This window comes from Hyphomonas pacifica, from assembly GCF_000682675.1.
In the GTDB taxonomy this organism is placed as follows: domain Bacteria; phylum Pseudomonadota; class Alphaproteobacteria; order Caulobacterales; family Hyphomonadaceae; genus Hyphomonas; species Hyphomonas pacifica.
Genome location: NZ_AWFA01000007.1, coordinates 63,967 through 85,057, shown reverse-complemented (window position 1 = coordinate 85,057; position 21,091 = coordinate 63,967). Strand labels below are relative to the sequence as shown.

General features: G+C 53.6%; 26 protein-coding genes. 14 read left to right on the top strand and 12 right to left on the bottom strand.

Annotated elements, in window-relative coordinates:
* On the top strand, positions 1-629 hold a 629-nt coding region (locus HY2_RS03705), incomplete at its 5' end, for a sigma-70 family RNA polymerase sigma factor (protein WP_051594683.1).
* A 6-nt stretch (positions 630-635) separates the two neighbouring features.
* Here HY2_RS03705 and HY2_RS03700 read toward each other — a convergent pair.
* Together HY2_RS03700 and HY2_RS17445 are read right to left on the bottom strand one after the other, a co-directional pair.
* Entirely contained in the window at positions 636-1,283 is a 648-nt protein-coding gene (locus HY2_RS03700; protein ID WP_034824812.1) for a hypothetical protein, read from the bottom strand.
* 61 nt (positions 1,284-1,344) lie between these two features.
* Positions 1,345-1,575 (bottom strand): hypothetical protein, encoded by a 231-nt coding sequence (locus HY2_RS17445; RefSeq protein WP_146617157.1) that lies wholly within the window; start codon positions 1,573-1,575, stop codon positions 1,345-1,347.
* Between HY2_RS17445 and HY2_RS17440 the strand changes: the two genes are divergently transcribed.
* The gene (locus HY2_RS17440) at positions 1,574-1,762 is read left to right on the top strand and encodes a hypothetical protein (RefSeq protein WP_146617156.1); all 189 of its coding nucleotides are present in this window, start codon (positions 1,574-1,576) and stop codon (positions 1,760-1,762) included. The genes HY2_RS17445 and HY2_RS17440 overlap by 2 nt on opposite strands.
* Here the strand turns inward: HY2_RS17440 and HY2_RS03690 are convergent.
* Entirely contained in the window at positions 1,748-2,047 is a 300-nt protein-coding gene (locus HY2_RS03690) for an ElaB/YgaM/YqjD family protein (protein WP_034824810.1), read from the bottom strand. The two genes, HY2_RS17440 and HY2_RS03690, sit on opposite strands and share 15 nt — an antisense overlap.
* An 82-nt stretch (positions 2,048-2,129) precedes the next feature.
* Between HY2_RS03690 and HY2_RS03685 the strand changes: the two genes are divergently transcribed.
* Both HY2_RS03685 and HY2_RS17280 read left to right on the top strand, forming a co-directional pair.
* The gene (locus HY2_RS03685; protein WP_233346701.1) at positions 2,130-2,972 is read left to right on the top strand and encodes a Crp/Fnr family transcriptional regulator; all 843 of its coding nucleotides are present in this window, start codon (positions 2,130-2,132) and stop codon (positions 2,970-2,972) included.
* A gap of 26 nt (positions 2,973-2,998) precedes the next feature.
* Positions 2,999-3,145: a hypothetical protein gene (locus tag HY2_RS17280; RefSeq protein ID WP_155836541.1), complete on the top strand. Its 147-nt coding sequence runs from the start codon at positions 2,999-3,001 to the stop codon at positions 3,143-3,145.
* Between the two features lie 97 nt (positions 3,146-3,242).
* On the opposite strand, the gene HY2_RS03680 is transcribed toward HY2_RS17280, so the two are convergent.
* Positions 3,243-4,037, bottom strand: coding sequence for a response regulator (locus HY2_RS03680; protein ID WP_034824809.1), 795 nt, complete (start codon positions 4,035-4,037; stop codon positions 3,243-3,245).
* Between the two features lie 165 nt (positions 4,038-4,202).
* Here HY2_RS03680 and HY2_RS03675 point away from each other — a divergent pair, with 165 nt between their 5' ends.
* Genes HY2_RS03675 through HY2_RS03665 form a run of 3 tightly spaced genes read left to right on the top strand, consistent with a single transcriptional unit; the run spans position 4,203 to position 6,675 of the window.
* Complete coding sequence (locus tag HY2_RS03675; RefSeq protein WP_034824808.1) at positions 4,203-4,391, top strand: NepR family anti-sigma factor; 189 nt, start codon at positions 4,203-4,205, stop codon at positions 4,389-4,391.
* 9 nt (positions 4,392-4,400) lie between these two features.
* Positions 4,401-4,997 (top strand): sigma-70 family RNA polymerase sigma factor, encoded by a 597-nt coding sequence (locus tag HY2_RS03670; RefSeq protein WP_034824807.1) that lies wholly within the window; start codon positions 4,401-4,403, stop codon positions 4,995-4,997.
* Complete coding sequence (locus HY2_RS03665; RefSeq protein WP_146617155.1) at positions 4,987-6,675, top strand: sensor histidine kinase; 1,689 nt, start codon at positions 4,987-4,989, stop codon at positions 6,673-6,675. The genes HY2_RS03670 and HY2_RS03665 overlap by 11 nt, the downstream gene beginning before the upstream one ends.
* Positions 6,676-6,743: 68 nt before the next feature.
* Here the strand turns inward: HY2_RS03665 and HY2_RS03660 are convergent, their stop codons facing one another.
* Positions 6,744-7,004, bottom strand: a complete 261-nt coding sequence (locus HY2_RS03660) for a hypothetical protein (RefSeq protein ID WP_034824805.1) — start codon at positions 7,002-7,004, stop codon at positions 6,744-6,746.
* A gap of 347 nt (positions 7,005-7,351) precedes the next feature.
* On the opposite strand from HY2_RS03660, the gene HY2_RS17835 reads away from it, so the two are divergent.
* Positions 7,352-7,564, top strand: coding sequence for an HVA1 family protein (locus tag HY2_RS17835; protein WP_158533990.1), 213 nt, complete (start codon positions 7,352-7,354; stop codon positions 7,562-7,564).
* Positions 7,565-7,614: 50 nt separating this feature from the next.
* Here HY2_RS17835 and HY2_RS17100 read toward each other — a convergent pair whose 3' ends face one another.
* Complete coding sequence (locus HY2_RS17100; RefSeq protein ID WP_081814898.1) at positions 7,615-7,767, bottom strand: entericidin A/B family lipoprotein; 153 nt, start codon at positions 7,765-7,767, stop codon at positions 7,615-7,617.
* A gap of 152 nt (positions 7,768-7,919) precedes the next feature.
* Between HY2_RS17100 and HY2_RS03655 the strand changes: the two genes are divergently transcribed.
* The 3 genes from HY2_RS03655 (at position 7,920) to HY2_RS03645 (ending at position 9,532) form a co-directional block, all read left to right on the top strand.
* A complete protein-coding gene (locus tag HY2_RS03655) occupies positions 7,920-8,093 on the top strand; it encodes a DUF1328 domain-containing protein (RefSeq protein ID WP_034799411.1) in 174 nt (57 codons plus the stop codon).
* Positions 8,094-8,206: 113 nt separating this feature from the next.
* Positions 8,207-8,371: a DUF1328 domain-containing protein gene (locus tag HY2_RS17000; RefSeq protein WP_034824841.1), complete on the top strand. Its 165-nt coding sequence runs from the start codon at positions 8,207-8,209 to the stop codon at positions 8,369-8,371.
* Between the two features lie 9 nt (positions 8,372-8,380).
* Complete coding sequence (locus HY2_RS03645) at positions 8,381-9,532, top strand: AI-2E family transporter (protein WP_158533989.1); 1,152 nt, start codon at positions 8,381-8,383, stop codon at positions 9,530-9,532.
* Positions 9,533-9,544: 12 nt separating this feature from the next.
* On the opposite strand, the gene HY2_RS03640 is transcribed toward HY2_RS03645, so the two are convergent.
* The gene (locus HY2_RS03640) at positions 9,545-11,998 is read right to left on the bottom strand and encodes a glycoside hydrolase family 3 protein (protein WP_081814897.1); all 2,454 of its coding nucleotides are present in this window, start codon (positions 11,996-11,998) and stop codon (positions 9,545-9,547) included.
* Positions 11,995-13,923, bottom strand: coding sequence for a sodium:solute symporter family protein (locus HY2_RS03635; protein ID WP_034824804.1), 1,929 nt, complete (start codon positions 13,921-13,923; stop codon positions 11,995-11,997). Before HY2_RS03635 ends, HY2_RS03640 begins: the two co-directional genes overlap by 4 nt.
* Before the next feature lie 231 nt (positions 13,924-14,154).
* Between HY2_RS03635 and HY2_RS03630 the strand changes: the two genes are divergently transcribed.
* Positions 14,155-15,165: a LacI family DNA-binding transcriptional regulator gene (locus tag HY2_RS03630; protein ID WP_034824803.1), complete on the top strand. Its 1,011-nt coding sequence runs from the start codon at positions 14,155-14,157 to the stop codon at positions 15,163-15,165.
* 79 nt (positions 15,166-15,244) lie between these two features.
* Positions 15,245-16,594 carry an oxygen-independent coproporphyrinogen III oxidase gene (gene hemN / locus HY2_RS03625; protein ID WP_051594679.1) on the top strand — a complete coding sequence of 450 codons (1,350 nt, stop codon included), beginning with the start codon at positions 15,245-15,247 and terminating at the stop codon, positions 16,592-16,594.
* A 110-nt stretch (positions 16,595-16,704) separates the two neighbouring features.
* Here hemN and HY2_RS16995 read toward each other — a convergent pair whose 3' ends face one another.
* The 4 genes from HY2_RS16995 to HY2_RS03605 form a co-directional block, all read right to left on the bottom strand.
* Entirely contained in the window at positions 16,705-17,094 is a 390-nt protein-coding gene (locus HY2_RS16995; RefSeq protein WP_034824802.1) for a response regulator, read from the bottom strand.
* Positions 17,095-17,171: 77 nt separating this feature from the next.
* Positions 17,172-17,801 carry a response regulator transcription factor gene (locus HY2_RS03615; protein WP_034824800.1) on the bottom strand — a complete coding sequence of 210 codons (630 nt, stop codon included), beginning with the start codon at positions 17,799-17,801 and terminating at the stop codon, positions 17,172-17,174.
* On the bottom strand, positions 17,798-18,970 hold the full coding sequence (locus HY2_RS03610) for a PAS domain-containing sensor histidine kinase (protein WP_034824798.1): 1,173 nt from the start codon (positions 18,968-18,970) through the stop codon (positions 17,798-17,800). Before HY2_RS03610 ends, HY2_RS03615 begins: the two co-directional genes overlap by 4 nt.
* Before the next feature lie 19 nt (positions 18,971-18,989).
* Positions 18,990-19,253: a hypothetical protein gene (locus tag HY2_RS03605; protein ID WP_034824797.1), complete on the bottom strand. Its 264-nt coding sequence runs from the start codon at positions 19,251-19,253 to the stop codon at positions 18,990-18,992.
* A 152-nt stretch (positions 19,254-19,405) separates the two neighbouring features.
* Between HY2_RS03605 and ccoN the strand changes: the two genes are divergently transcribed.
* Positions 19,406-21,085, top strand: a complete 1,680-nt coding sequence (gene ccoN, locus HY2_RS03600; RefSeq protein ID WP_051594677.1) for a cytochrome-c oxidase, cbb3-type subunit I — start codon at positions 19,406-19,408, stop codon at positions 21,083-21,085.
* Positions 21,086-21,091 lie beyond the last annotated feature (6 nt).

Sequence of the window (21,091 nt, the reverse complement as noted above, 5' to 3'; positions counted from 1 at the left end):
AATGCGGGACCATTTGGGGCTCAGGTCACAATGAACACAGTGTAGGCGACTGCTGGTCTTTCATTGATGAATTGGAAGCGATGCTTCCGCAAATGCGGGCCTTCGCGCGAAGCCTATGTCATGACGTAACGCTCGCCGACGATATTGTGCAGTCTGCCTGCCTGAAAGCTTGGGCTGCTGCAGACACGTTTGACCGCACTGCAAGTATGCGTCCTTGGATCCTGCGCATCGTACGCAACGAGTATCTGCAGCATTGTCGGCGCTCTTGGCGAACCGTTGATGTCGAGTCTGGCTATCTTGAAGATACCCTGGTTGACCATTGCGCTGCCGAGACGGTGAGTGATGCATCGCGCGCTATTCAGGAAATCTACGCACTGCCAGTAAAACAGCGCGACGCGATCATTCTGGTCTTGGGTGCCGGGCTTACCTATGAGGAAGCCGGGGATGTCATGGGCTGCTCTGCAGGCACCATTAAAAGCCGGGTCAGCCGGGCACGTGCAATCCTGATGGATGGCCTGAGTGGAGTGACGCAATTATCATCCCGTCGCGATGCGGTGGATTTCCGAAACATGCCGCAGATGCATTGGCTGGTGCAGCATGCCGAAATACTGATGGCCCGGGCAGCCTAAGGCCTCTCAGGCCATCAGGAAAATGACACTAATAGAGTAGATCAAGGTCAAGGCTGCCATTTTGATGCCAGCGGAGATAAGGAATGGCCGCAAGTCATTCCAAGTCGTGTCCCGGGCAATGGCTGCAACAGCAGTCGCTATTTCCAAGTGTACGCCTTCATGGCTCTGGCCCGCCAGCATCAGGACAACCTTTGTGGAACGCGAAGCAGGCGTAGCGCGTGCTTCGGTCAGAACTTCTTCAAAGACGCGGGCAGCTACAACTTCACTCAATGCCCGGCGGGGTCGCCAGCCATACTTGGAAAGCTCTGCTGCACCAAGGCGGATAAATGGCCAGCTGATCCAGAGGTCCCTCATCAAGAAAAGGGCCAGAACGACGCCCGTAATCAGAGCGAATATATCCACTTCGATCAGCTGTGTGTGATAAAGTGTCCACAAGACACCTAAAATGACGAGTTTACAGCCCGTCGCAATGGCGAAACGACGGAAGCTTTTACGGAGAAAGTCGTGTGCATGGCGCTTTACACGGCGCCTTGTTTCAATAGCTGCATCCTGAATTGCTTTATGCTTTTGCGCGGTGACGCCGCGCTCTAGATATTTGCGCCCAAGTGCCAATCCAGCGCCCAGCGCAGATGCAATAAGCAGGATAGATCTCATAGTTTATATATAGGAAACCCTGGCGGCTTTGTCGCCTGCTTAGGCGCCGCCAGGGAAGGAATTATAGCAGGCCCAGAAGGAGCCTTTGTGCGTGCCGCGTGGCGGTTTTGGGATCGCGTACCAATGTATAACCGAGAATAAGCGCACCCGCGGTGACAGATACGGGATATTTCTCAACAAGTTTTTTCAACGTGTCGAATGGCAAATCTGCCAAGGCATCCGCTGTGCTATCTTCAAGATCATCAATTTCTTCCGAAGAAGGCCGATAGGGCTTCAGGAAGAGATACATCATGATGACAGAAATCAGCATAAGGATGGATGACACAAGGAAACAGGCTGCGGTCATACCAATGACCTTTGATAAAGCGAGCACCCCTGCTGTCATCAAGGCGAGAATGCCGCAAAATCCGCACAGGATTCCTATGGCTGCCGCCAATAGCCTGCCCTTTGTGGCATCCATATTACTATTTGCCCCTTAGCATTGCGAGGATGAGGCCTGCCCCAAAAGCGATGCCAACGGCTGCCAGAGGATTGTCGCGAATTTGGCTTTCGACTTCAGAACGGGTTTCCTTGAATTGGGTGCCGGCCTTGTCTGCCAGGTCCTTGCCCTTTTCCAGCCCGTCCTGGGCTTTGACTTTTGCCAGTCCACGGACATCCTCAATAATGCTCTTTAGGTCACCGCGCAGCATGGCGATGTCGTCTTTCAGCGCGGCATAGTCGCTTTCGGTCTCGGCTTTCAAAGTTGCTTCAGTCTTACCGTTCATGGGGAGGGCTCCTGATTAAAATACGCTGCCACAATAACGCAGAACCCTTAAGGAAGTTCCGCACTCATCTGGAACGGAATTGATGTCTGGGCGTTTGCCAGATATGCAGGTATTTAGAAACAGACTATCCCAGTATGTGAACTTGGATGATATTATCTGGAGTGAGTTTGAAAAGCTCCAGAACCATAAAAAGTCTTATGAGGCGGGCGATGACCTGATCCGCGTGGGACAAAATCCAAAACATGTCTTCCTTCTTACTGAAGGGTGGGCCATTCGGCACCGTACGCTGGAAGATGGCCGCCGTCAGATCGTAAATTTCATGCTTCCGGGAGATGTTTTTGACTTGCAGGTATTGGCCAACCTTGAGGCCGACCATGGCGTAACCGCGGTTAATCGGACCGTGACAATGCGCATAGAGGTCGATGATTTTGTCAATATGCTGAAGAAAAGCGGCCCGCTGGCCTCAGCATTCTGGTGGTCTGCTGTCCAGGAAGAGTCCATTTTGCGAGAGCAAATCGTGCGCGTCGGGAGACGCTCTGCCCGTGAGAGAATTGGGCACCTCCTTCTGGAATTGCAGCGCCGGTTGCAGGCTGCCATTGGATCACAAGAGGATGTGATGCCCTTGCCTTTGACGCGAACGGACCTGGCGGATGCCTTGGGGCTGACCCCTGTTCATGTTTCGAGGACCATGTCGGCTTTGCGCCGGGCGGGTCTTATCGAAGAAGGGCGCGGCCGAGTGAAAATTCTTGATGCGGAAAAGCTGGCTCGTCAGTCGCACTTCGATATGGACTATCTGCATATGCGCCGTCTTGACCTGCTGAATGGAGGCGGTGGAGCAGTAAATGGTCATGTGCGTCAAGATGGGAGCAGCCATAAGGACTTTTCTGCATCAACAATACGCCCGCCACGTCCGAGGAATTCCTGAAACATGACTCTTTAAGGAGACAGATAATGAACAAAACAGTACACGAACAGGAAATTGCGCCCAAAGAAGCTCGTCAAGGTAGACGTACAGGTTTGGTAAAAGTACTTGGCATCAGTATCGGTGTTGCCGTGATTGGCATCGTCATCGTCGCTCTTTTGCAAAACATGGGGTGATACTGTGAAGTTAAGAGAGCTGTAGAAAAGCCGCGCAAGTTCGTCAAAACTTGCGCGGCTTTTCTGTTTTCACCTTAAGCGCGTTCACAAAACGTGACTAGGCGTCAACACGGGCACCTGTAGCTGGATGGAAAAATAGGGCCTGGCCGATAGCGGCCTTGACGGTGTTTTCCTGAAAGGGCTTTGGGATCAGATAGGTTGGTTCCGGGCGCTCGCCGGTCAAGAGGCGCTCAGGGAAGGCGGTAATGAAGATGATCGGCACATCATGATCGGCCAGGATATCGTGCGCCGCGTCGATGCCGGAAGATCCATCTGCGAGCTGGATGTCACACAGCACTAGACCTGGCGGGTTTGCGCCAAACAGGCGGAGAGCTTCTCGGTGCGTTGTGGCGATGCCGGTGACGGTATGACCAAGATCTTCCACTAGGCTTTCCAGATCCGCGGCAATAATCGGCTCATCCTCGATAATCAGAACCTTCGTGGCCAGTTCGCCCTCGATTTCACGCTGTGCTTCTTGCTCCAGCAGGCGATGCTCTTCCTCGGATATGCCCAGAATTTTTGCAGCTTCGGCAGCTGTAAAACCTTCAAGCGCGGTCAGCAGAAAGGCCTGGCGCTGAATAGGGGCCAAGGCTTGCAGTCTCTTGTCGGCAGGGTCTGCCTGAGTGGAGCGCTCGCCTTCAAGCTGGGCGCCGGTCGTTCCCCATATCACATGGAAGAAGCGATATAGGGAAAGTCGAGAATCTTCTGTATCTTCAACGGCTTCCGGGTTCTCGGCAAGAGCTTGAAGGGAGGCCCTGATATATGCGTCCCCACTCTCCTGACTGCCTGTAAGGGCACGCGCATACCTGCGAAGGAATGGCAGATGAGGGGCAAAGGATTTAACCAGACTCATTGGGAACCTCTCTTTTGGGTACGCATTACTAAATCGTGAATTCGGGAAAAGTTCCATGCGGTGAGAAATTTTCTCAAGCTGCACGGAACCTTTCCTGCCTGCATAAGTTTCTATATCAGACACTAGAATAGGTATCATGCAGTGAATCAGGTAAGATCAGGCGATATGGACAAGAGCGGGAAATCCAAATCCGTTTCGGCTGACCTCGGCACAAAGCGGCGCACGCAGCGTATTGGTGAGCAGCTGCGCCGTGTTTATGACGAGGTCGCTCAGGAAGACATTCCGGATGAGTTTCTTCGACTTCTCGAAGAGGCAGATCAGGCCCGGACTTCCAAACCTTCAGATAAATCCTGAGGGGTCGCCATGACAGATAAAACTGAGAAGCTCAGCGATAATGAATTCAAGCGCGAGCTTGCTGGCCTTATTCCGCATCTGCGTGCCTTTGCTCGCAGTTTGTGTGGAGATGCCACGTTGGCCGATGACCTGGCGCAGGACGCAATGTTGAAGGCGTGGAATGCGCGGGAAAGTTTTCAGGCAGGCACCAATATGAAGGCTTGGGCCTTCACGATTCTTCGGAATGTTTTCTATTCTGAAAAACGTCGCTCCTGGCGCCGGACACCGCTTGACCCGGAAGTTGCCGAGGCAACTCTGATTGCAAACAACAATCCTGCGGACGGTCTTGATTTGCTGGCGATGCGTAACGCATTGGCCATACTACCAATTGATCAGAGAGAGGCCTTGATTCTCGTGGGTGCGGGTGGAATGGCCTATGAAGAAGCCGCCGAAATCTGTGGTGTGGCCGTAGGAACGATCAAAAGCAGGGTCTCTCGTGCCCGGAAGGCTGTCGCGGAAATTCTAGATTCCAACTCAGCTGGCTATAGCGATGATAGCGAAATGACAGCGGGAGAGGCTTTCGAGGACATCATGCAGCAGGCGGACAATATTGCCGGTGTCGGATAAGAAGGAGAACCGTCTCGACGGTCCGGATACCCCTAATGCTGCACCTTTGCGGAACAAGCTTGTTCTGACGCTTGCGGCTGCGCTTACGCCAGTTCTCCTTCTGTCGGCTTTCAAGGCCTATATTGATGCGCGTGATGTTCGCGAGGATCAGCGCAAGACGCTGGTACTCGCTGCGGATGCTGCCATTGATGGGGCCGGGCAATCTCTCAAAGAAGCTGAGCTTCTCTTGTCGCTTTATGAGTCGCGCATAGCGGCAGGTCAGTGCAGCGGAACCTATAATGACCTCATCGAATATTTGCCCGCCCTCTCCAATGTGGCTTCTTATGGGCCCAATAGCGAACTCATATGCGCCGCTGTTGGCAAGCCGACGCCCACTCGCGAGACCAGAATCCTGCATGATCGTCTGAGAGCTGGCGGAGATGTTACCCTGCGGAGTGATGCCTTTTTTGGGAATGCATCCAATGCATGGCTGTTCACGATCAGCCGCCGTGTTGTAGGCCCGGCGGGGGAATTCAAGGGTGTGAACACTTTCGGCATCAGAGCCGACAAGCTGGCGGAGTTGATGCGCGCGGAGTTCCTGCCGGATGGTGTGCAGGTCTCTTTGGCAGATCAGGACGGCCGCGTATTTGGTGAGCCTCTGGTCGGGCCAATCCCTGCAGAGTGGATCGAGGCTGTAAAGTCAACGGGTGACGCCCAGCTTTTCCGTATGGACCGGAAAGAAGGCTATAATTTGGATGTTGTGGTGAAACCTGTTGGCTCAACAAACATTTATGCTGTTATCTCGCGGCCTTCCTACGGAATCTGGAATGATATTGTTGTAAGGCCGGCCACCTCTTTTGGTCTGCCCTTACTTGCATTTGCTGTGACTTTGCTGGCGGCCTGGATGGCGATTGACGGGTTGGTCTTGAGATGGATTTCGCGCCTGACACGGACTGTCCGTATTTACGGAGCTGGTCGCTATCAATTCAGGGCTGGGAATTCCTTCACTGATGCTCCGGCAGAAATTTCCAGCCTTGCGCGCGCCATGGAAGTGATGGCTCAGGATATAGATCACCGTGACCAGGAACTGAAGGAAGCCATTGCGACACGCGATGCGGCCGTCAAAGAAATCCATCATCGCGTCAAAAACAATCTTCAAATCGTGACAAGTTTTCTGAACCTGCAAGGCCGGCAGCTAAGAGACCCTCAGGCGAAGGAAGCGATTGCAGCAACGCGGCACAGAATTGATGCACTCGCAATTGTTCACCAGACGCTCTATCAAAATGAAAGACTTGAGAGCGTCGATATGCGGCCCTTCCTGACTGGTCTTTTGAATCATTTGGCGGATGCCCTCGGCATGACCGAAGCGGGCATTCGGCTTGTACAGTCCTATTCAGACATTCAGCGGGATGCAGATGATGCTATCCCAATGGCCTTGTTCATCGTGGAAGCTGTCACCAATGCGATGAAATATGCATTTGGTGATGATGGGGGAGAAGTGTCTGTCACACTGGCCGCAGAGCAGGACAAAGTCGTTCTGGAGATCGTCGATAGTGGCCTTGGTTATGATGCCGAAGCACAGACTTCAGGGCTTGGCTCTAAGTTGATGATGGCTTTTGCACGCCAGCTTTCGGCAGAGTTCTCTACAGAGAGCAAGCCGGGAGAAGGGTGCAAGCATCGGCTCGTGATGGGCGTATAATAATCTCAAGAGGAAAACCCCGACCTGTCGCCAGGCCAGAGGCTAATGCACTAAAACTATCTATCCCCTCAGTCAGGAGTGTCGGTTGTCTCCGTCATGGATTCCCCGGCTTCATTCATTGCGGCGCTCGCATCCTCTACAGCGTCCTGGATCTCTTCGCTGGCTTCTTCAGCGCTTTCTTCAATCGCCTGGCCCGCGTCTTCAAGATTTTCTGAAACCGTATCCGGCTCTTCGGTCATCACTTCGACATCTGCTGGCTCTTCAGCCTGGTTGCAGGCTGTGATGAGCCCGATGCTAAGCACTGATGCTACAAGAATATGTGGTTTCATGATCCCCTCCTTCATGGGCTTAGCATACGCAACGCAGCGGTCATCAAATGGTTCCTTTTCGCCAGGTGAAATCGGCGGGAACCCACACTGAGAATGTGCGTTCTGACTTTATGCTGACAAAACCCATACATAAACGTGTCAAATCTTCCCGGCGCCAAGCGTCTCAGTCCCTGTCCTATGTGATTAGGCGCCTGAGTGGGCCCCATCGTATTCCGGCTATAATTTCTGTGCTGATTATAGGGGTTGGGCAAATATGGACCTGTCTGCTGAAGCACAGAGATTTGCTTAGGTGCAGAGCCCAACCGCGAGTCAAACTTATAGGTTACATACATTCATAAGGCGATATAGTGAGTATTCCCAAGGGGGCCCGTGTAGAGTGGTATGCGGCGGGGGCCTGGCGCAGGGGAAAGGTGATTGCTGTATATACGCACGATATAAAAGAAGTACGCGGAGGGAAACATACCTTGCGAATAGCAACCGATGCGTGCCCTGCTTATCTCATCGAGATGGGCGACGGGATTACATTGATCAAATCCCATTCTGAATTGACTCGATACTAAAAAGCGCGCCTGTAAAGGCGCGCTTTCCGATGATTATAAAGACTTGCGTTCTAGTCTTTAATATCTTCTTCAACCTCGTTGGAGGTGTCCTGTATCACTTCACCGCCAGCTTCAACGTCTTTGCCAACGCCTTCGACAGTGTTGCAGGCGGTGAGGAAGATGGCGAGAGCGCCAAGACTTGCGACTTTGAGTGTATTCTTCATGGCATCATCCTTCTTGCTGTTTGCCGTTTAGAAACGTTTCAAAGCCGGTTGGGTTCCACACAAAAATTGAAGGAACCTAACCACTTTTTGGAGAGTTACTATACGTGTCGGTTGAGACGACCGATCAACATGAATTTGAAGGAGATCTTGTCATGCTCGGTTGGGCAATTGCATTCTTTATTTTAGCCTTGGTGGCTGCAGTTCTGGGATTTGGTGGTATCGCTGGTGCGTCTGCCGGTATTGCCAAAATTCTTTTCTTTGTTTTTCTGGTTCTGCTGGTTCTCTCTTTCGTCGCGCGTGCTGTTCGCGGGCGAAATGTTATGTAACCAGTCTGTCAGTTCTGAAAAAAGGGCACCGTGATAACGGTGCCCTTTTTATTAACCGGGTGCGGGAACGAAGTTGGCTTCCAGACATTGCTTTTGAAATAATGGAGGAAACCATGCTTAGAATTGCTATTATATTTCTCGTAATTGCGTTGATTGCGGCCGTGCTTGGCTTCGGCGGTATTGCTGGCGCATCTGCGGGTATCGCAAAGATCCTTGCTCTGATTTTCGTTGTCCTGTTTCTGATATCCCTCCTCGTTGGTCGGGGCCGAAAGGCCTAGAACCGGGTGGTGGACAAAGCGGCTGCATCAAATGGTTCGGGCGTGGACAAGAAAGACGTTGTCCGTAATTGGGCAGTAACTGGGATATTCTGGATTTTGGCAATAGGCACCCTGAGCGTGGCTCAGGGTGTCTTTGTTCCTATTATCACTGCTTTCATTTTGGCGCTCACGCTCAGTCCTCTACGCCGTGCACTGGGTGGGCTGGGTGTGCCCCCTGGCCTAGCAGCGGCCATTCTTATGATTGGCCTACTGATAATTTTATCAGTGCTATTCTACTTCCTGTCTGATGGCGTTCAAAAATACCTTAGCGATGCTCCCACATTCGCAAAACAGGTGCGCAGAGAGTTAAGCGGGCTATTCGGCACGATCGAACCTGTTCTGAAGGCAGGAAGTCAGATCGAGGCGATAACAAAACAGGGCGATGCGCAATCTGTTACGATCAGCGAACCCGGCTTTGTCAAAGTAATGACGCATGCAACGCCCGCTGTCGTTAGTCAGATCATTGTTGCTCTGACGCTGAGCTTCTTTCTGCTCGCGTCGGGCGACATGTTCTATGAAAAGCTCGTGCAGGTAATGCCGACGTTGAAAGACAAAAGGCGGGCACTTGACGCGGCACGGACTATAGAAAGTCAGCTATCGGTTTATTTCTTTACGATCAGTACGATCAACGCCATTCTTGGACTGGTGATTGGGTTGACTATGTGGGCCTTGGGTATGCCGAACCCATTATTGTTCGGCCTTGCGGCCTTTCTGCTCAATTACATTCCCTATATTGGCTCAATTGGTGGCATTGCGGTTACCCTGGTTACAGGACTTGTCGTGTTTGATGGGGCCATTGAGGGTATTTTGCCCGCTTTCCTTTATTGGGCGATCAACACACTGGAGGGACAGTTTCTGACGCCTATCCTTGTGGGGCGCAGGCTGAAACTGAATGCGGTGGTGATCTTTATCTCTTTTGCCTTGTGGGCATGGGTCTGGTCGTTCATGGGAATGCTGCTTTCCACACCTCTGCTCATCGCGGCGAAAGTGGTTTCAGACAATGTGCAGGGTCTGGAAAGTTTTGGGAAATTTCTTGCTGACCGGGATGATTTATCAGGATCTGACTCCCGCCTATTGAAATTCGTCTTCCGTCAGAAACCCAAACCCCTCGCAGAGGATTAGCAGGTCCACTAATCATAGGGTTGAGATACCTATATACGACACGACAATTTGTCCGCCTTCTGAGTTACAGAGTTCAATCCCTTTCAACGTTGTCAGATCGGCACCAGCTACTCCAAATTTCTTAAGTGGGATTGTAACCGTCAATGTCAGCTCCGTTTCCTCTTGTCGGTGCATGTCCAGCAAGTTCCCAATGCGAACTTTGCCGCTATGTGTAATCACGGACATCTGAGTGGTGGAAATCAGGTTCGGTGCGTTCGCTAGCACGACTTTCAGATAGAAATCTGCATTGGCCTCCCGGCTCATATCTATGGGCGAATGAAGGAAAGCCAAAGTTGCAGTATTCGTGCAGTTCCAGCAGGCGCGAATGGCGTTTTCCTGCTGTCCAAGATCAGCAGGGTGGATATGCAGCTCTGCAGCGGGAGAGGCGATGCTGCGGCCTTTCCAATGACTTTGACCAGCTGAATCGGTAAGAACTATCTGCCAGCTTCCCTGTGGTGCGCCATGGTCGAATATCGTGCCATGGTCAGGCTCGGTGGCCAGACTGTTCTCGTGAAGCCGACCTAAGGTGCACGTGTCCCCCAAGGAGAGGCCAAAACCATACGGGAAGAGGGGGAGGTAATCCGCGTCTCCATGATTCAATAGATACTGATCTGCATGCTCAGGCCAGGAGAATGGGAGCTTGGCGGTAAAGTCGAAATCGTGTGAAGCATTGCTGTCCTGAAAAATCAAATCGGCAATAGCGCCTGACTGTGACCCCGGAAGAAAGGCTGCGATAAAAGCGTCAGAGCTGTTCAGTTCGGGGTTGATCCATAGGGGGCGGCCGGACAGAAAAACTGTTATGACAGGGATGCCTGACTGCTTGAGCTTTTGAATAGTCTGCAGGTCCGTTCTGTCGCCAGGCTTGAAGTCGAGAGTCGTTAGATCTCCACGAAACTCCGCATAAGGTTTTTCTCCGAATACATAAATCGCGACATCTGGTGATTCTCTATAGGCGCCATCTGGCGCATACTCGACGTTTCCACCATATGCCTCTGCTAACCGTTTGATGCCCTGCAGCAGGGTTTCGGCTTGCGGGTAGTCAGACTTGCGGATGCCTTCGCCCTGCCAGGACAGCGTCCAACCCCCACAAAGCATGCTGAGATCATCGGCCGCTTTGCCTGCGACGAGGATATTCTGGCCGGGTGAAAGTGGAAGTGTGCTCTCGGCATTCTTTAAAAGGACAGCTGATTTGCGTGCAGCTTCAGCGGCTAGCGCGCGATGCTTCTGGCACCCTATGAGAGCATAATCGCCAGCGTGCTTGCGCTCGCTGGGTTTAGGTTGATTGAATAGACGGGCTCTGAACTTGAGGCGCAGCACGCGCCTGACGGCATCATCCAGCCTATCCTCGTTGACCACACCTTTCTGGAGCTGTTGCAGAAGTGAGGCATGAAGCCCCTTCCAACTGTCGGAAGCCATGTACATGTCAAGCCCGGCATTCAGGGCGTCAGGACAGTTTGTTGTGGACGTGCCTGGAATTTGTCCATGCCCGTTCCAGTCCCCCACAACCAGCCCGTCAAACCCCCAATGCTCTTTGAGCAGACGGGTCAGGAACTCCTCATGCCCATGCATCTTTTGGCCCTTCCAACTTGAAAAGGATGCCATGATGCTGAGGATGCCTTCGCGTATGGCTGTGTAATAACCAGCAGCATGCACGTCGCGTAATTCTTCTTCTGTTGCGATCGTCTCGCCCTGGTCTTTTCCGTCTTGTGTGCCTCCGTCGCCGATAAAGTGCTTGGCTGTGGCGATGACATGATCTGCATTCAGGAATTCGGATGTATTAGCCCCCCCCTGCAGGCCGCGCACCATGGCGGCCCCTAATTCCGCAACCAGATTCGGGCATTCCGAATAGGATTCATAGCTTCGCCCCCATCGGTCATCACGGGTGACCGCGAGCGTGGGGGCAAAGGTCCAATCCATTCCGGTCACGCGTACTTCCATGGCGGTGGCTGAGCCGATACGTTCCACAAGGTCTGCATCTCGTGTGGCGCCGAGGTTGATGTTGTGCGGGAAGATAGTGGCACCAGCTAGATTGTTATGGCCATGTACGGCATCCGTGCCCCACATGATCGGGATCTGTGGGCCGTCCGTGTGCATAGAGGCTTCCCAAAAAGCATCTGCCAAGGCGAGCCATTCAGATGGCGAGGCTCTCATCTTTCCGTCGGGGGACGAGTTTCCACCATTCAGAACTGAGCCGATGTGATGCGCGCGCACCTCTTCGGGAGTGATGGAGGCAATGTCTGCCTGAAGTATCTGGCCAATTTTTTGCGCAGGTGTCATGCGTAAGAGGATTTCCTCTATGCGCGCTTCTGTCTCTGGGTTGTGCCTCAGGGGGCTGAGCGCTTTGGGCCAAATGTCCAGGTTCAGATCGGTTTCCGATTGCTGCGGCGAAGGAAGTCTGCCTACTGAATGATCTGTACGCATAGTCATGAGGTTGTTTCCGGAGGTGTGTACCCCTCAGGATAGTCGCGCATATTGTCGTACCAGTAGATCTTCAGGAAGACCGATGTTGCGACGGCGATGACCAGAGCAATCAGGAATTTCGGCCAGTCCCGGATTACAAGGAATATAGGTACACAGATCAGTGAAGTTTGCCAGATAATACCGACTGCGACGTTGACCATGTCGCGTGCAAAATCCTTGTTTTCTTCCACGGGTGTGTCTTTGGCGGCGAGGGAATTCCTGACAGGCTTCCAGAAGCCCCAGGGCCGCGTACGGGTGTAGAATGTTTCCAGTGTCTCCATCTCTGTCGGTTTGGTCAGCAGAGACCCGGCGATCACGGCTAGCAGGCAGGCAAGGAAGAAGAAGGGAAAGGCTTGTAGCGGATTGATGTCTATCTGCGGCATACCAATGAGCAGGGCAAAGGCGATACCGGTCAGCATGCCCCAGAAATAGCCATAGCCATTCATCCGCCACCAATACCATTTGACGACATTTGCGGCGGTATAGCCGCCATACAGGCCGGCCGTAATCCAGTTCACGAAATTGTCGATACTCGTCAGGAAAATGCCAAAAAGTGTGCCAACGACAACAAAGATGGCAGACACCAGATAGCTTATGCGCAGATAGGTTTTCTCCGACGCATCCGGACGGATGTATTTGCGGTAGATGTCATTTACAACATAGGCGGGCGCAGCATTCAGGGGCGCAGCGAAGCTGGACATGAAGGCTGCCAGTAATCCGGCCAGGGTCAGACCCAGAAGGCCTACAGGCACAAATTCGCGCAAGGCAAATGGCAGGATCGCTTCATAGTCTGCGTCCATCCCCATGCTTCGCAATTCCGGACTGAAATAGACCAGCGCCAGAACCGTAAGGCCAGCAATCAGTAAATAGCGCGGAACGTTCAGAACCAGACTGACGAGTGCGCTCATCTTTGCGGCTTCAATGGGAGTGCGTGCCGAAAGAATCCGCTGCATGTCGTAATTGGGGGCGGGGCCGGCCAGAGACGTGAAGATCCCTTTCAGAAGCACCAGCATGAAGAAGATGGTGAAGAGAGAATAGCCTTCATGCGCGATCTTCTCATTGGCGGAGGGCAGGAGGTCGGACCAGTCGAGCCCGAGTTCCCAGCCAAAGAACGGATTGGTCCATCCATCCGGGATCGCGGCTTGTAGCGCCTCAGGCGACACATGCATGATGGCGATTACGGCAATGCCGATACTGGCAATGGTCATTACCAGAAATTGCAGAACCTCGGTAAACACCACGGAATACATCCCGCCTTTGATGACATAGAGTGCCGTCAGGAAGACGATGAAGGCGCCGTAGGCTTTCTCGTTCAAAGCGGCCATGGCTGCTTCGCGTTGAAGCAGAAGATCGCCGTTCAGGCCGGAGGCTTGCAATTGCTCCGGCAGGAAAACCTGAAGGTTCAGCAGTTCCGCCAGGTTAAAGGGGACGAATTGGGCGACCAGCTTGCCGATGCCCAAAAAGCCATAGGCCATGTAAGCAAGCACCATGATCAGGGCGAACAGCACAATGATCAAATGGCTGAGACGGGCGGCAGGGCCATCTCCGAAGCGGAAGGTAATCCATTCTGCACCGGTCATCGCGCCGGATCGGCGCATCCAGATCGACATGAAAACCATCAGGAAAATCTGGTTGAAGACGGGCCACAGCCACGGAATCCAGACGCTTTTCAAGCCATAAATGAACAGGATCGAGACAAGCCACATAGTCCCGGCGACATCAAACATGCCTGAGGCGTTCGACAGTCCAAGCGCATACCAGGGCAGGCGGTTTCCCCCTAGGAAATAGCTGCGGAGACCTTTGGTCGCCCGGCTGGAAATCCAGAAGCCGATGAGCAGTGTGAGGCCGATATAAATAGCAATGATCGTCAGATCTATCGGATGAAGTGTCATGCGTTGCAGCCCTGTCTATAGACTGCGACAGCCTGTGATCCGGCCTGGACCATATTTTCCTCCCTGCTGAACTTATGCTGTTCAGTACGAAATATTTTACCCCATTAATGAACCGCAGCATGTTATGAAAACGGTTTCATTGCAAGTGCTGAATGTGATTCTGAGTATATTATGCTGTGTGAGACGGTATTCTGTATGTTAGGAGCTGACAGGTTGGGCGAGGAGGGCCGAATGGCACAGATCCGGGACGTATCTAAGCTTGCTGGAGTATCTCCCGCGACGGTTTCCCGTGCCTTTTCAGACCCGAGCAAGCTGTCTGCCGAGACCCTTAAGAGGGTGCTGGCCGCTGCTGAAGAGCTGAATTACAAACCAAGTTCCCTGGCCCAGCTTTTCCGCGTGAAGCGGACGAACACGGTCCTCGTCATGGTGCCGGATATCGCCAACGTTTTGTTTGCGCGCGTGGTTTCGGGGATCGAACGTATTGCTGCGGACAATGGCTACAATCTTCTAGTTGTCGATACGAAAGACAACAAGGATGTTGAGGCTGCAGGCATCGAGATGGTGGAAACCTATCGGGCAGATGGCGTAATCCAGCTGGGGGAGCGTGCGCTGCGCTGGCTGCATCGCGATGCAGAGAAATGCACCATTCCATTTGTGCATGCGATCGGGACGGGGCTCGACGAATCCTATCCGACGGTCACGATCAACAATTATGAGGCGGCCAGATCCATGGCCAGCTATTTGTTGTCCCTCGGGCACCGCAAGATTGGCATCCTGGCCGGCATAAAGGGGAGACTCGTAACCCAGCATCGGCTTGATGGCTTTCGTGCCGCGATGGAGGCCTTCGGGGTCACGCTGGAAGACAGTCTGATCGAATATGGCGCCTATTCATTGGCAGGCGGTGCGCAATCGGCACAAAGACTGCTCTCGCGTCGGGGTGATGCCACAGCTTTCCTGGCTATGAGTGATGAGATTGCCATCGGCGCAATTCGGACAGCTCAGGATTTGGGGCTGCGTTTGCCAGACGATTTGTCCATTACTGGTTTCGATAATATTGAGTTTGGCAAGTATTGCGAGCCGCCCCTCACAACTGTGATGCAGCCGGCTGAGCGCATTGGCGAAGTGGCTATGACCTTGATGTGCGGTGTGTTGAGAAATGAATTGAAGGGGGAGATCCATCCGCTTTTGCCCACTGAACTGGTCATTCGTAACAGTGTCTGTCGGGTGGAGGAGCCGAGCTAGGCCCATCGTGATCATGTCGCAGCAGATTACGTGTTTTCCCTGACGTACAGAGCGCTCCCATTCGGCTATTGCGGTCGGCATGAGACAAGATTGGATATCCCTCGCGACGGCGCGGCTCCCGCGGTACACCTCCTATCCCACGGCGGCTGATTTCAGCGATATGCCGGATGGCCAAGCCGTCCGCTCTGCAATGGACCGGATAACACCGGAGACATCTCTGGGTGTTTATGTCCATGTCCCTTTCTGTGAGAAGCTTTGCTGGTATTGCGGATGTGCGACGACTGTCCCGAATGGGTATCGTCGCGTGTCCGGTTTCGTTGATGTCCTGATGAAGGAAATCGACGTGTGGCGGACACATTTGCCGGCCCATGCCGATATGCGCCATTTGCACTTTGGTGGCGGATCTCCGAACAGTCTGAACTGTGGTGACTTCCGCGAAATTACCAATCACATCAAACTCGCCTTTGGCGTGGGTGAGGATATCGAGATCGATATCGAACTTGATCCGCGCACGACCACGGACGCCTTTATCGAGACCTTGGCCAGTTGTGGTGTGACGCGCGCAAGCTTGGGTGTACAGACGCTGAGTGGTCCGGTGCAGAAAGCGATAAACCGGATTCAGCCGCGCCACATGGTGACGGCGAAGCTGGCGCATCTTCGCCAGAATGGCATACGGCGCATCAATATGGATCTGATGTATGGCCTGCCGCTGCAGACACGCGATGACGTCAGGGAGGCTGCGCAATATGCCGCCGATGTAGGGGCTGACCGGATTTCCCTGTTTGGCTATGCGCACGTGCCATGGTTCGCAAAACATCAGCGCGCTATCCATGATGCAGACTTGCCAGGCTTGGAAGAGCGTTTTGAGCAGGCCCGTGTCGGCCATGAAGTGCTTACGGCGGCGGGGTATGTTGCGATTGGTCTGGACCATTATGCCCGGCCGGAAGATTCGCTGACACAATCCCTTCGTGACGGTACCATCCGTCGAACCTTCCAAGGGTATACGGACAATCCCTGCAAGACGTTGATTGGTCTGGGTCCTTCTGCCATTTCCGAATTGCCGGGAGGGTTCTTCCAGACAAGCAAGGCTCAACCGATCTGGCGGGCACAGGTTGAAGGGGGCGTTCTTCCGATCTCTCGGGGTGTTTTGCAAAGTGCTGACGACAAGGTTCGCGCGCGTGCGATCGAAACGATAATGTCTACAATGCGCGTGGATATAAATGACGTAGCCAGGGAGATGCATGCCCCTATGCGTGCGCTAGAACCTGCCCTTGATGCCGCCCGCAAACTCGAGCCTCTGGGTCTGTGCACGGTTAGTGGTACGGTTGTGGAGGTTCCTGAAGAGGCGCGCATGATGCTGCGCACGGTTGCCAGCTGTTTTGACTGGCGTTTGGCCTCCAGCGAGGGGCGGCACGCGGTCGCTGTCTAGGGAGACACCCTAATCATTAACGAGTTTAATGACTGCAGGGAGAGGCAGTTTTCCTATACAAAACAGATTTTTTAGTGCGCCAGCACTTGCGCCGGAACAAACTCGCAGGCTCAGGCTGCATTGAGTGTTGTCTGTAACTTGTCTTGGAGCAGTCGGTTGATGGTCGGCTTTTCGAGTACATCACAAAAGCCAAGCGATTTTGCGCGCTCTGCCAGAGAGTTCGAATAAAAGCCCGTGATCAGGATTGCGGGCGTGGTTAGGCCTTGCTGGCGCAGGCGCTTAAGCAGGGCCAGCCCATCCATGTGTGGCATCTTGTAATCAATGATTACGGCATCGGATGCTGGAATATGCCGAGAGCTTAACAGCTCTATTCCGCTACTATAGACTTCAACTGAATATCCCCATGAGCGTAACAGCATGGTCATCGAGCGGCGGACCTCATCGTCATCTTCGACGAGAATGACATGAGGGTCACGCGCAGGGGTGATCTGACTGGACATGGTAGCACTGACTGTGACTGTTGGACATGCAGAACACGATATTCCAACGGCCAAATCCTGTCCTTACGTATCCATCCTTAGATGGTTGGACTTTCTTCTCCCAGCCCGGCAGCAAAGGCAATACGAAGGGCGGCGGACAGGCTGTCCGCCTCGAGTTTTTCCATCAGATTGGCACGGTGGATTTCCACTGTACGATGGGAAATATCCAAGTCTTCCGCAATCATCTTGTTCGTCAGACCGGCCACCAAACGTTCCAGAACCTCTTTCTCACGAGGGGTCAGCTGGGCGATCAGGGCTGCCGCCTCCTGCTGGCGGCGGTCATGAGAGTCGCGGCTGCGCACGGCGGCAAAGCCGTTTTCAATGGCGCTCAGCAAAGCGCTTTTTTCATAGGGTTTTTCCAGGAAATCAATGGCACCGGATTTCATAGCCTCCACGGCCACGGAAATATCGCCGTGTCCGGTCAGAACCACAACCGGCATGGCGATACCCTTGGTCGACATGGCTTTTTGTACAGCCAGCCCGTCCATGACAGGCATCCGGACGTCCAGTAACACGCAGCCTGAGTCTTCCGGCGTGACTTCATCCAGGAAAGTAACGCCATCCCTGTAAGTTCTGACAGTGTAGCCCGCATGGCGAAGCATGAAGCTGGCGGAATGGCGGATGGCTTCGTCGTCATCAACCAGATGCACCGTGTTTGAATGTGTCATATGTCCGCAACCTCGTCTGCCCTGTGCAGTGTAAAGGAAAAACAAGCGCCTTTGCCCTGCGGCGAGTCAACGCTGATATCACCTCCATGCGCTTCGACAATCGTCTTGCAGATAGAGAGCCCCAATCCCATGCCAGAGCTTTTCGAACTATTGAATGCGTCAAAGGGGGTGTGGCCATTGTCAAAGGACAGGCCTGGACCATTGTCGCATACTGTCACGCGAATGAGTTCGGGCTCCTGATCATCGATTTGGGCCTTGACGGTTATCACTGGCGTTTCCGTATCGGCCAGCGCTTCCAGGGCATTGCGGACCAGATTCACGATCACCTGCCGCAGTTGTAGCTTGTCTGCGCGCACGAGTGGCAACTCTGCGGGCACATCCTGCACGATGCGCGCAATAGGGCCTTCGATGCCAATCTTGGAGAGGGAAACCGCCTCGGCCACAATCGCCGACAGTGACATGGGGCGCATTTCAATTTCGCCCCGGGAAACATAATCTCTGAGACGTCGTACAATCTGTCCAGCCCGAATGGACTGTTTAGCCGCGGCATCAAGGGCCTCGTAGGCCATGGCAAGAGAGGCCTCATCCGGGGTGCTCAGCATGTCGCGGGCTGCTTCCAAATAGTTGGCAACGGCGGTCAATGGCTGGTTCAGTTCATGCGCCATCGCGGACGCCATGCTGCCTACGGCACTCAGACGCGAGAAATTAGCTACTTCGGCCTGAAGCTGGGATAATTTGTGCTGCTGGGCCTGCTGATCCGTGACATCCCGAATGTAGCCGGTGAAGATCTTGCGGCCAGCAATGTCGGCTTCGCCAATCTTCAGTTCGACAGGGATGGTTGAGCCATCTGCCAGCTTGGCTTCGACGATGCGTCCGATCCCGATGATGTGTGCCACGCCGGTGTCGAGATAATTGCGGATGTATCGGTCGTGATGGTCTTCATCGCGATGCGTCATCAAGGCGCTGACATTTTTCCCGGCAATATCTGCGGCCTTGTAGCCAAACATTTTTTCAGCAGCAGAGCTGAACGCCATGATTATACCGCGCTCATCAATGACGATCATGGCATCCGGGACGCTTGCCAGCATTGAAGACAAAAGGGACTGCAGCGATCGCTCGCCTGTCAGGCCAATAGGCGGATTTGATTCGGGATTGGATGACTCAGACATGAGCCATCCCTTGTAAGCGTCATTTGGCACGTATCAAGCGTGCACGGTAGCGCGGAAGAGCCAGGACAGACAGAATTGTCAGCCACACAGCCCCGGTCAGCGCTGCGTAGCACCCCCAGCAATGAGCACGCTCCCAAAAGCTCACATTCAGGGCGATTGTCTGGGAATTGCCTAGACATGTCGGGATGCTGAGTGTTGAGATAACCGTCATGTGTGACACGGCCTTAATAAGACCTGCCACCAGCAAGGTGAGCGCGGTAAGCAGTTGCGCAAGAAATGGCATTTTTCGCCTCCGTGAAATCTGGTGCGACTTTAGAGCGCGTAAACCCGCGTCGCCCATACGGGAAAACACCTATTCAGTGTCGGGGGCACCCGGCATACGCACAGTTTATTCTACACACGCGCTCATCCCGGGCGCAAATGGGGAGCAATCTCATGGCGAATGTGATCGCAAGAGGGCGGAGTGATACATCTACCGTATTGATGGTGGGTGCATTGCTGGGCGTCTTCATGATCTTGGCACTGCTGATGGCAGCAGGTGCCAAGGATACAGGTATGGCCGTTCAGGCCTGGACTTTTATTGGACTGGCGGGGGCCTTTCTCGTCGGCATGTCTATGTGGGCAGGCCAGTTGCTCGGACGCAATCCGTTCGACCAGTCAGAATATGAAAATGCCATTGTGAAGTGGGGCGTTGCCGCCTCCATGTTCTGGGGCATTGCGGGGCTTTTGGTCGGCGTTGTGATCGCTCTCCAGCTGACATTCCCTCATTTCATGTATTTCCCTGAGTGGGGATTTACCAATTTCGGACGTCTGAGACCGCTGCACACATCTGCAGTGATCTTCGCATTCGGGGGTAACGTTCTTCTGGCGACGAGTTTCTATGTCGTTCAGCGTACCTGCCGTGCGCGTCTGGCCGGTGGTATGTGGCCTTGGTTTGTTTTCTGGGGATACCAGATCTTCATCGTTTTGGCGGCGACCGGATATCTGCTCGGGATCACCCAATCCAAGGAGTATGCTGAGCCGGAATGGTATGTCGACTGGTGGCTGACCCTCGTCTGGGTTGCCTATCTGTTGGTTTTCCTTGGCACGATCTGGAAGCGGAAAGAGCCCCACATCTATGTGGCCAACTGGTTCTACTTATCCTTCATCGTAACCATTGCGATGTTGCACATCGTCAACAACCTGTCCGTTCCGGTCAGCTTCACGGGCTCAAAATCCGTGCAGGTCTTCTCCGGCGTACAGGACGCCATGACACAGTGGTGGTATGGTCATAACGCTGTGGGCTTCTTCCTGACCACAGGCTTCCTGGCCATCATGTACTACTTCATTCCGAAGCGCGTGAACCGGCCGGTCTATTCTTACCGCCTGTCTATCGTACACTTCTGGTCTCTGATTTTTATCTACATCTGGGCGGGTCCGCACCACCTGCACTATACGGCTCTGCCACAATGGGCGCAGACACTGGGCATGACCTTCTCTGTCATGTTGTGGATGCCCAGCTGGGGCGGCATGATCAACGGCGTCATGACCCTATCTGGTGCCTGGGACAAGCTGCGGACCGATCCGGTTGTCCGGATGATGGTAGTCAGCCTGGCTTTCTACGGCATGTCCACTTTCGAAGGGCCTCTGATGTCTGTGCGGGCTGTGAATTCTCTGTCTCACTATACTGAATGGGGTATTGGCCACGTGCACTCCGGTGCTCTGGGCTGGGTTGGATACATTTCCTTCGGTGCTCTCTATTGCCTTGTCCCGTGGCTGTGGAAGAAGAAGGCTTTGTTCTCCAAATCCCTTGTCGAATGGCACTTCTGGGTCTCAACCATCGGTATCCTGTTCTACATGATCTCCATGTGGTTCGCCGGGATCACCGAAGGTCTGATGTGGCGCGCCTACAATGAATTCGGCTTCCTCGAATACAGCTTCGTGGAAACCGTTGATGCCAAACACATCAGCTACATGATCCGTGCTCTGGGCGGCTTGCTGTACTTCAGCGGTGCCTGCCTGATGGCCTACAACCTCGTGCGCACTGTGCTCGGTCATGGCGAAGCGGAAAGCTTCGACACGATCGATCCGAAATATGCGCGTCCTCACCAGCCTGTCCTGCAGCCGGCCGAATAGAAGGAG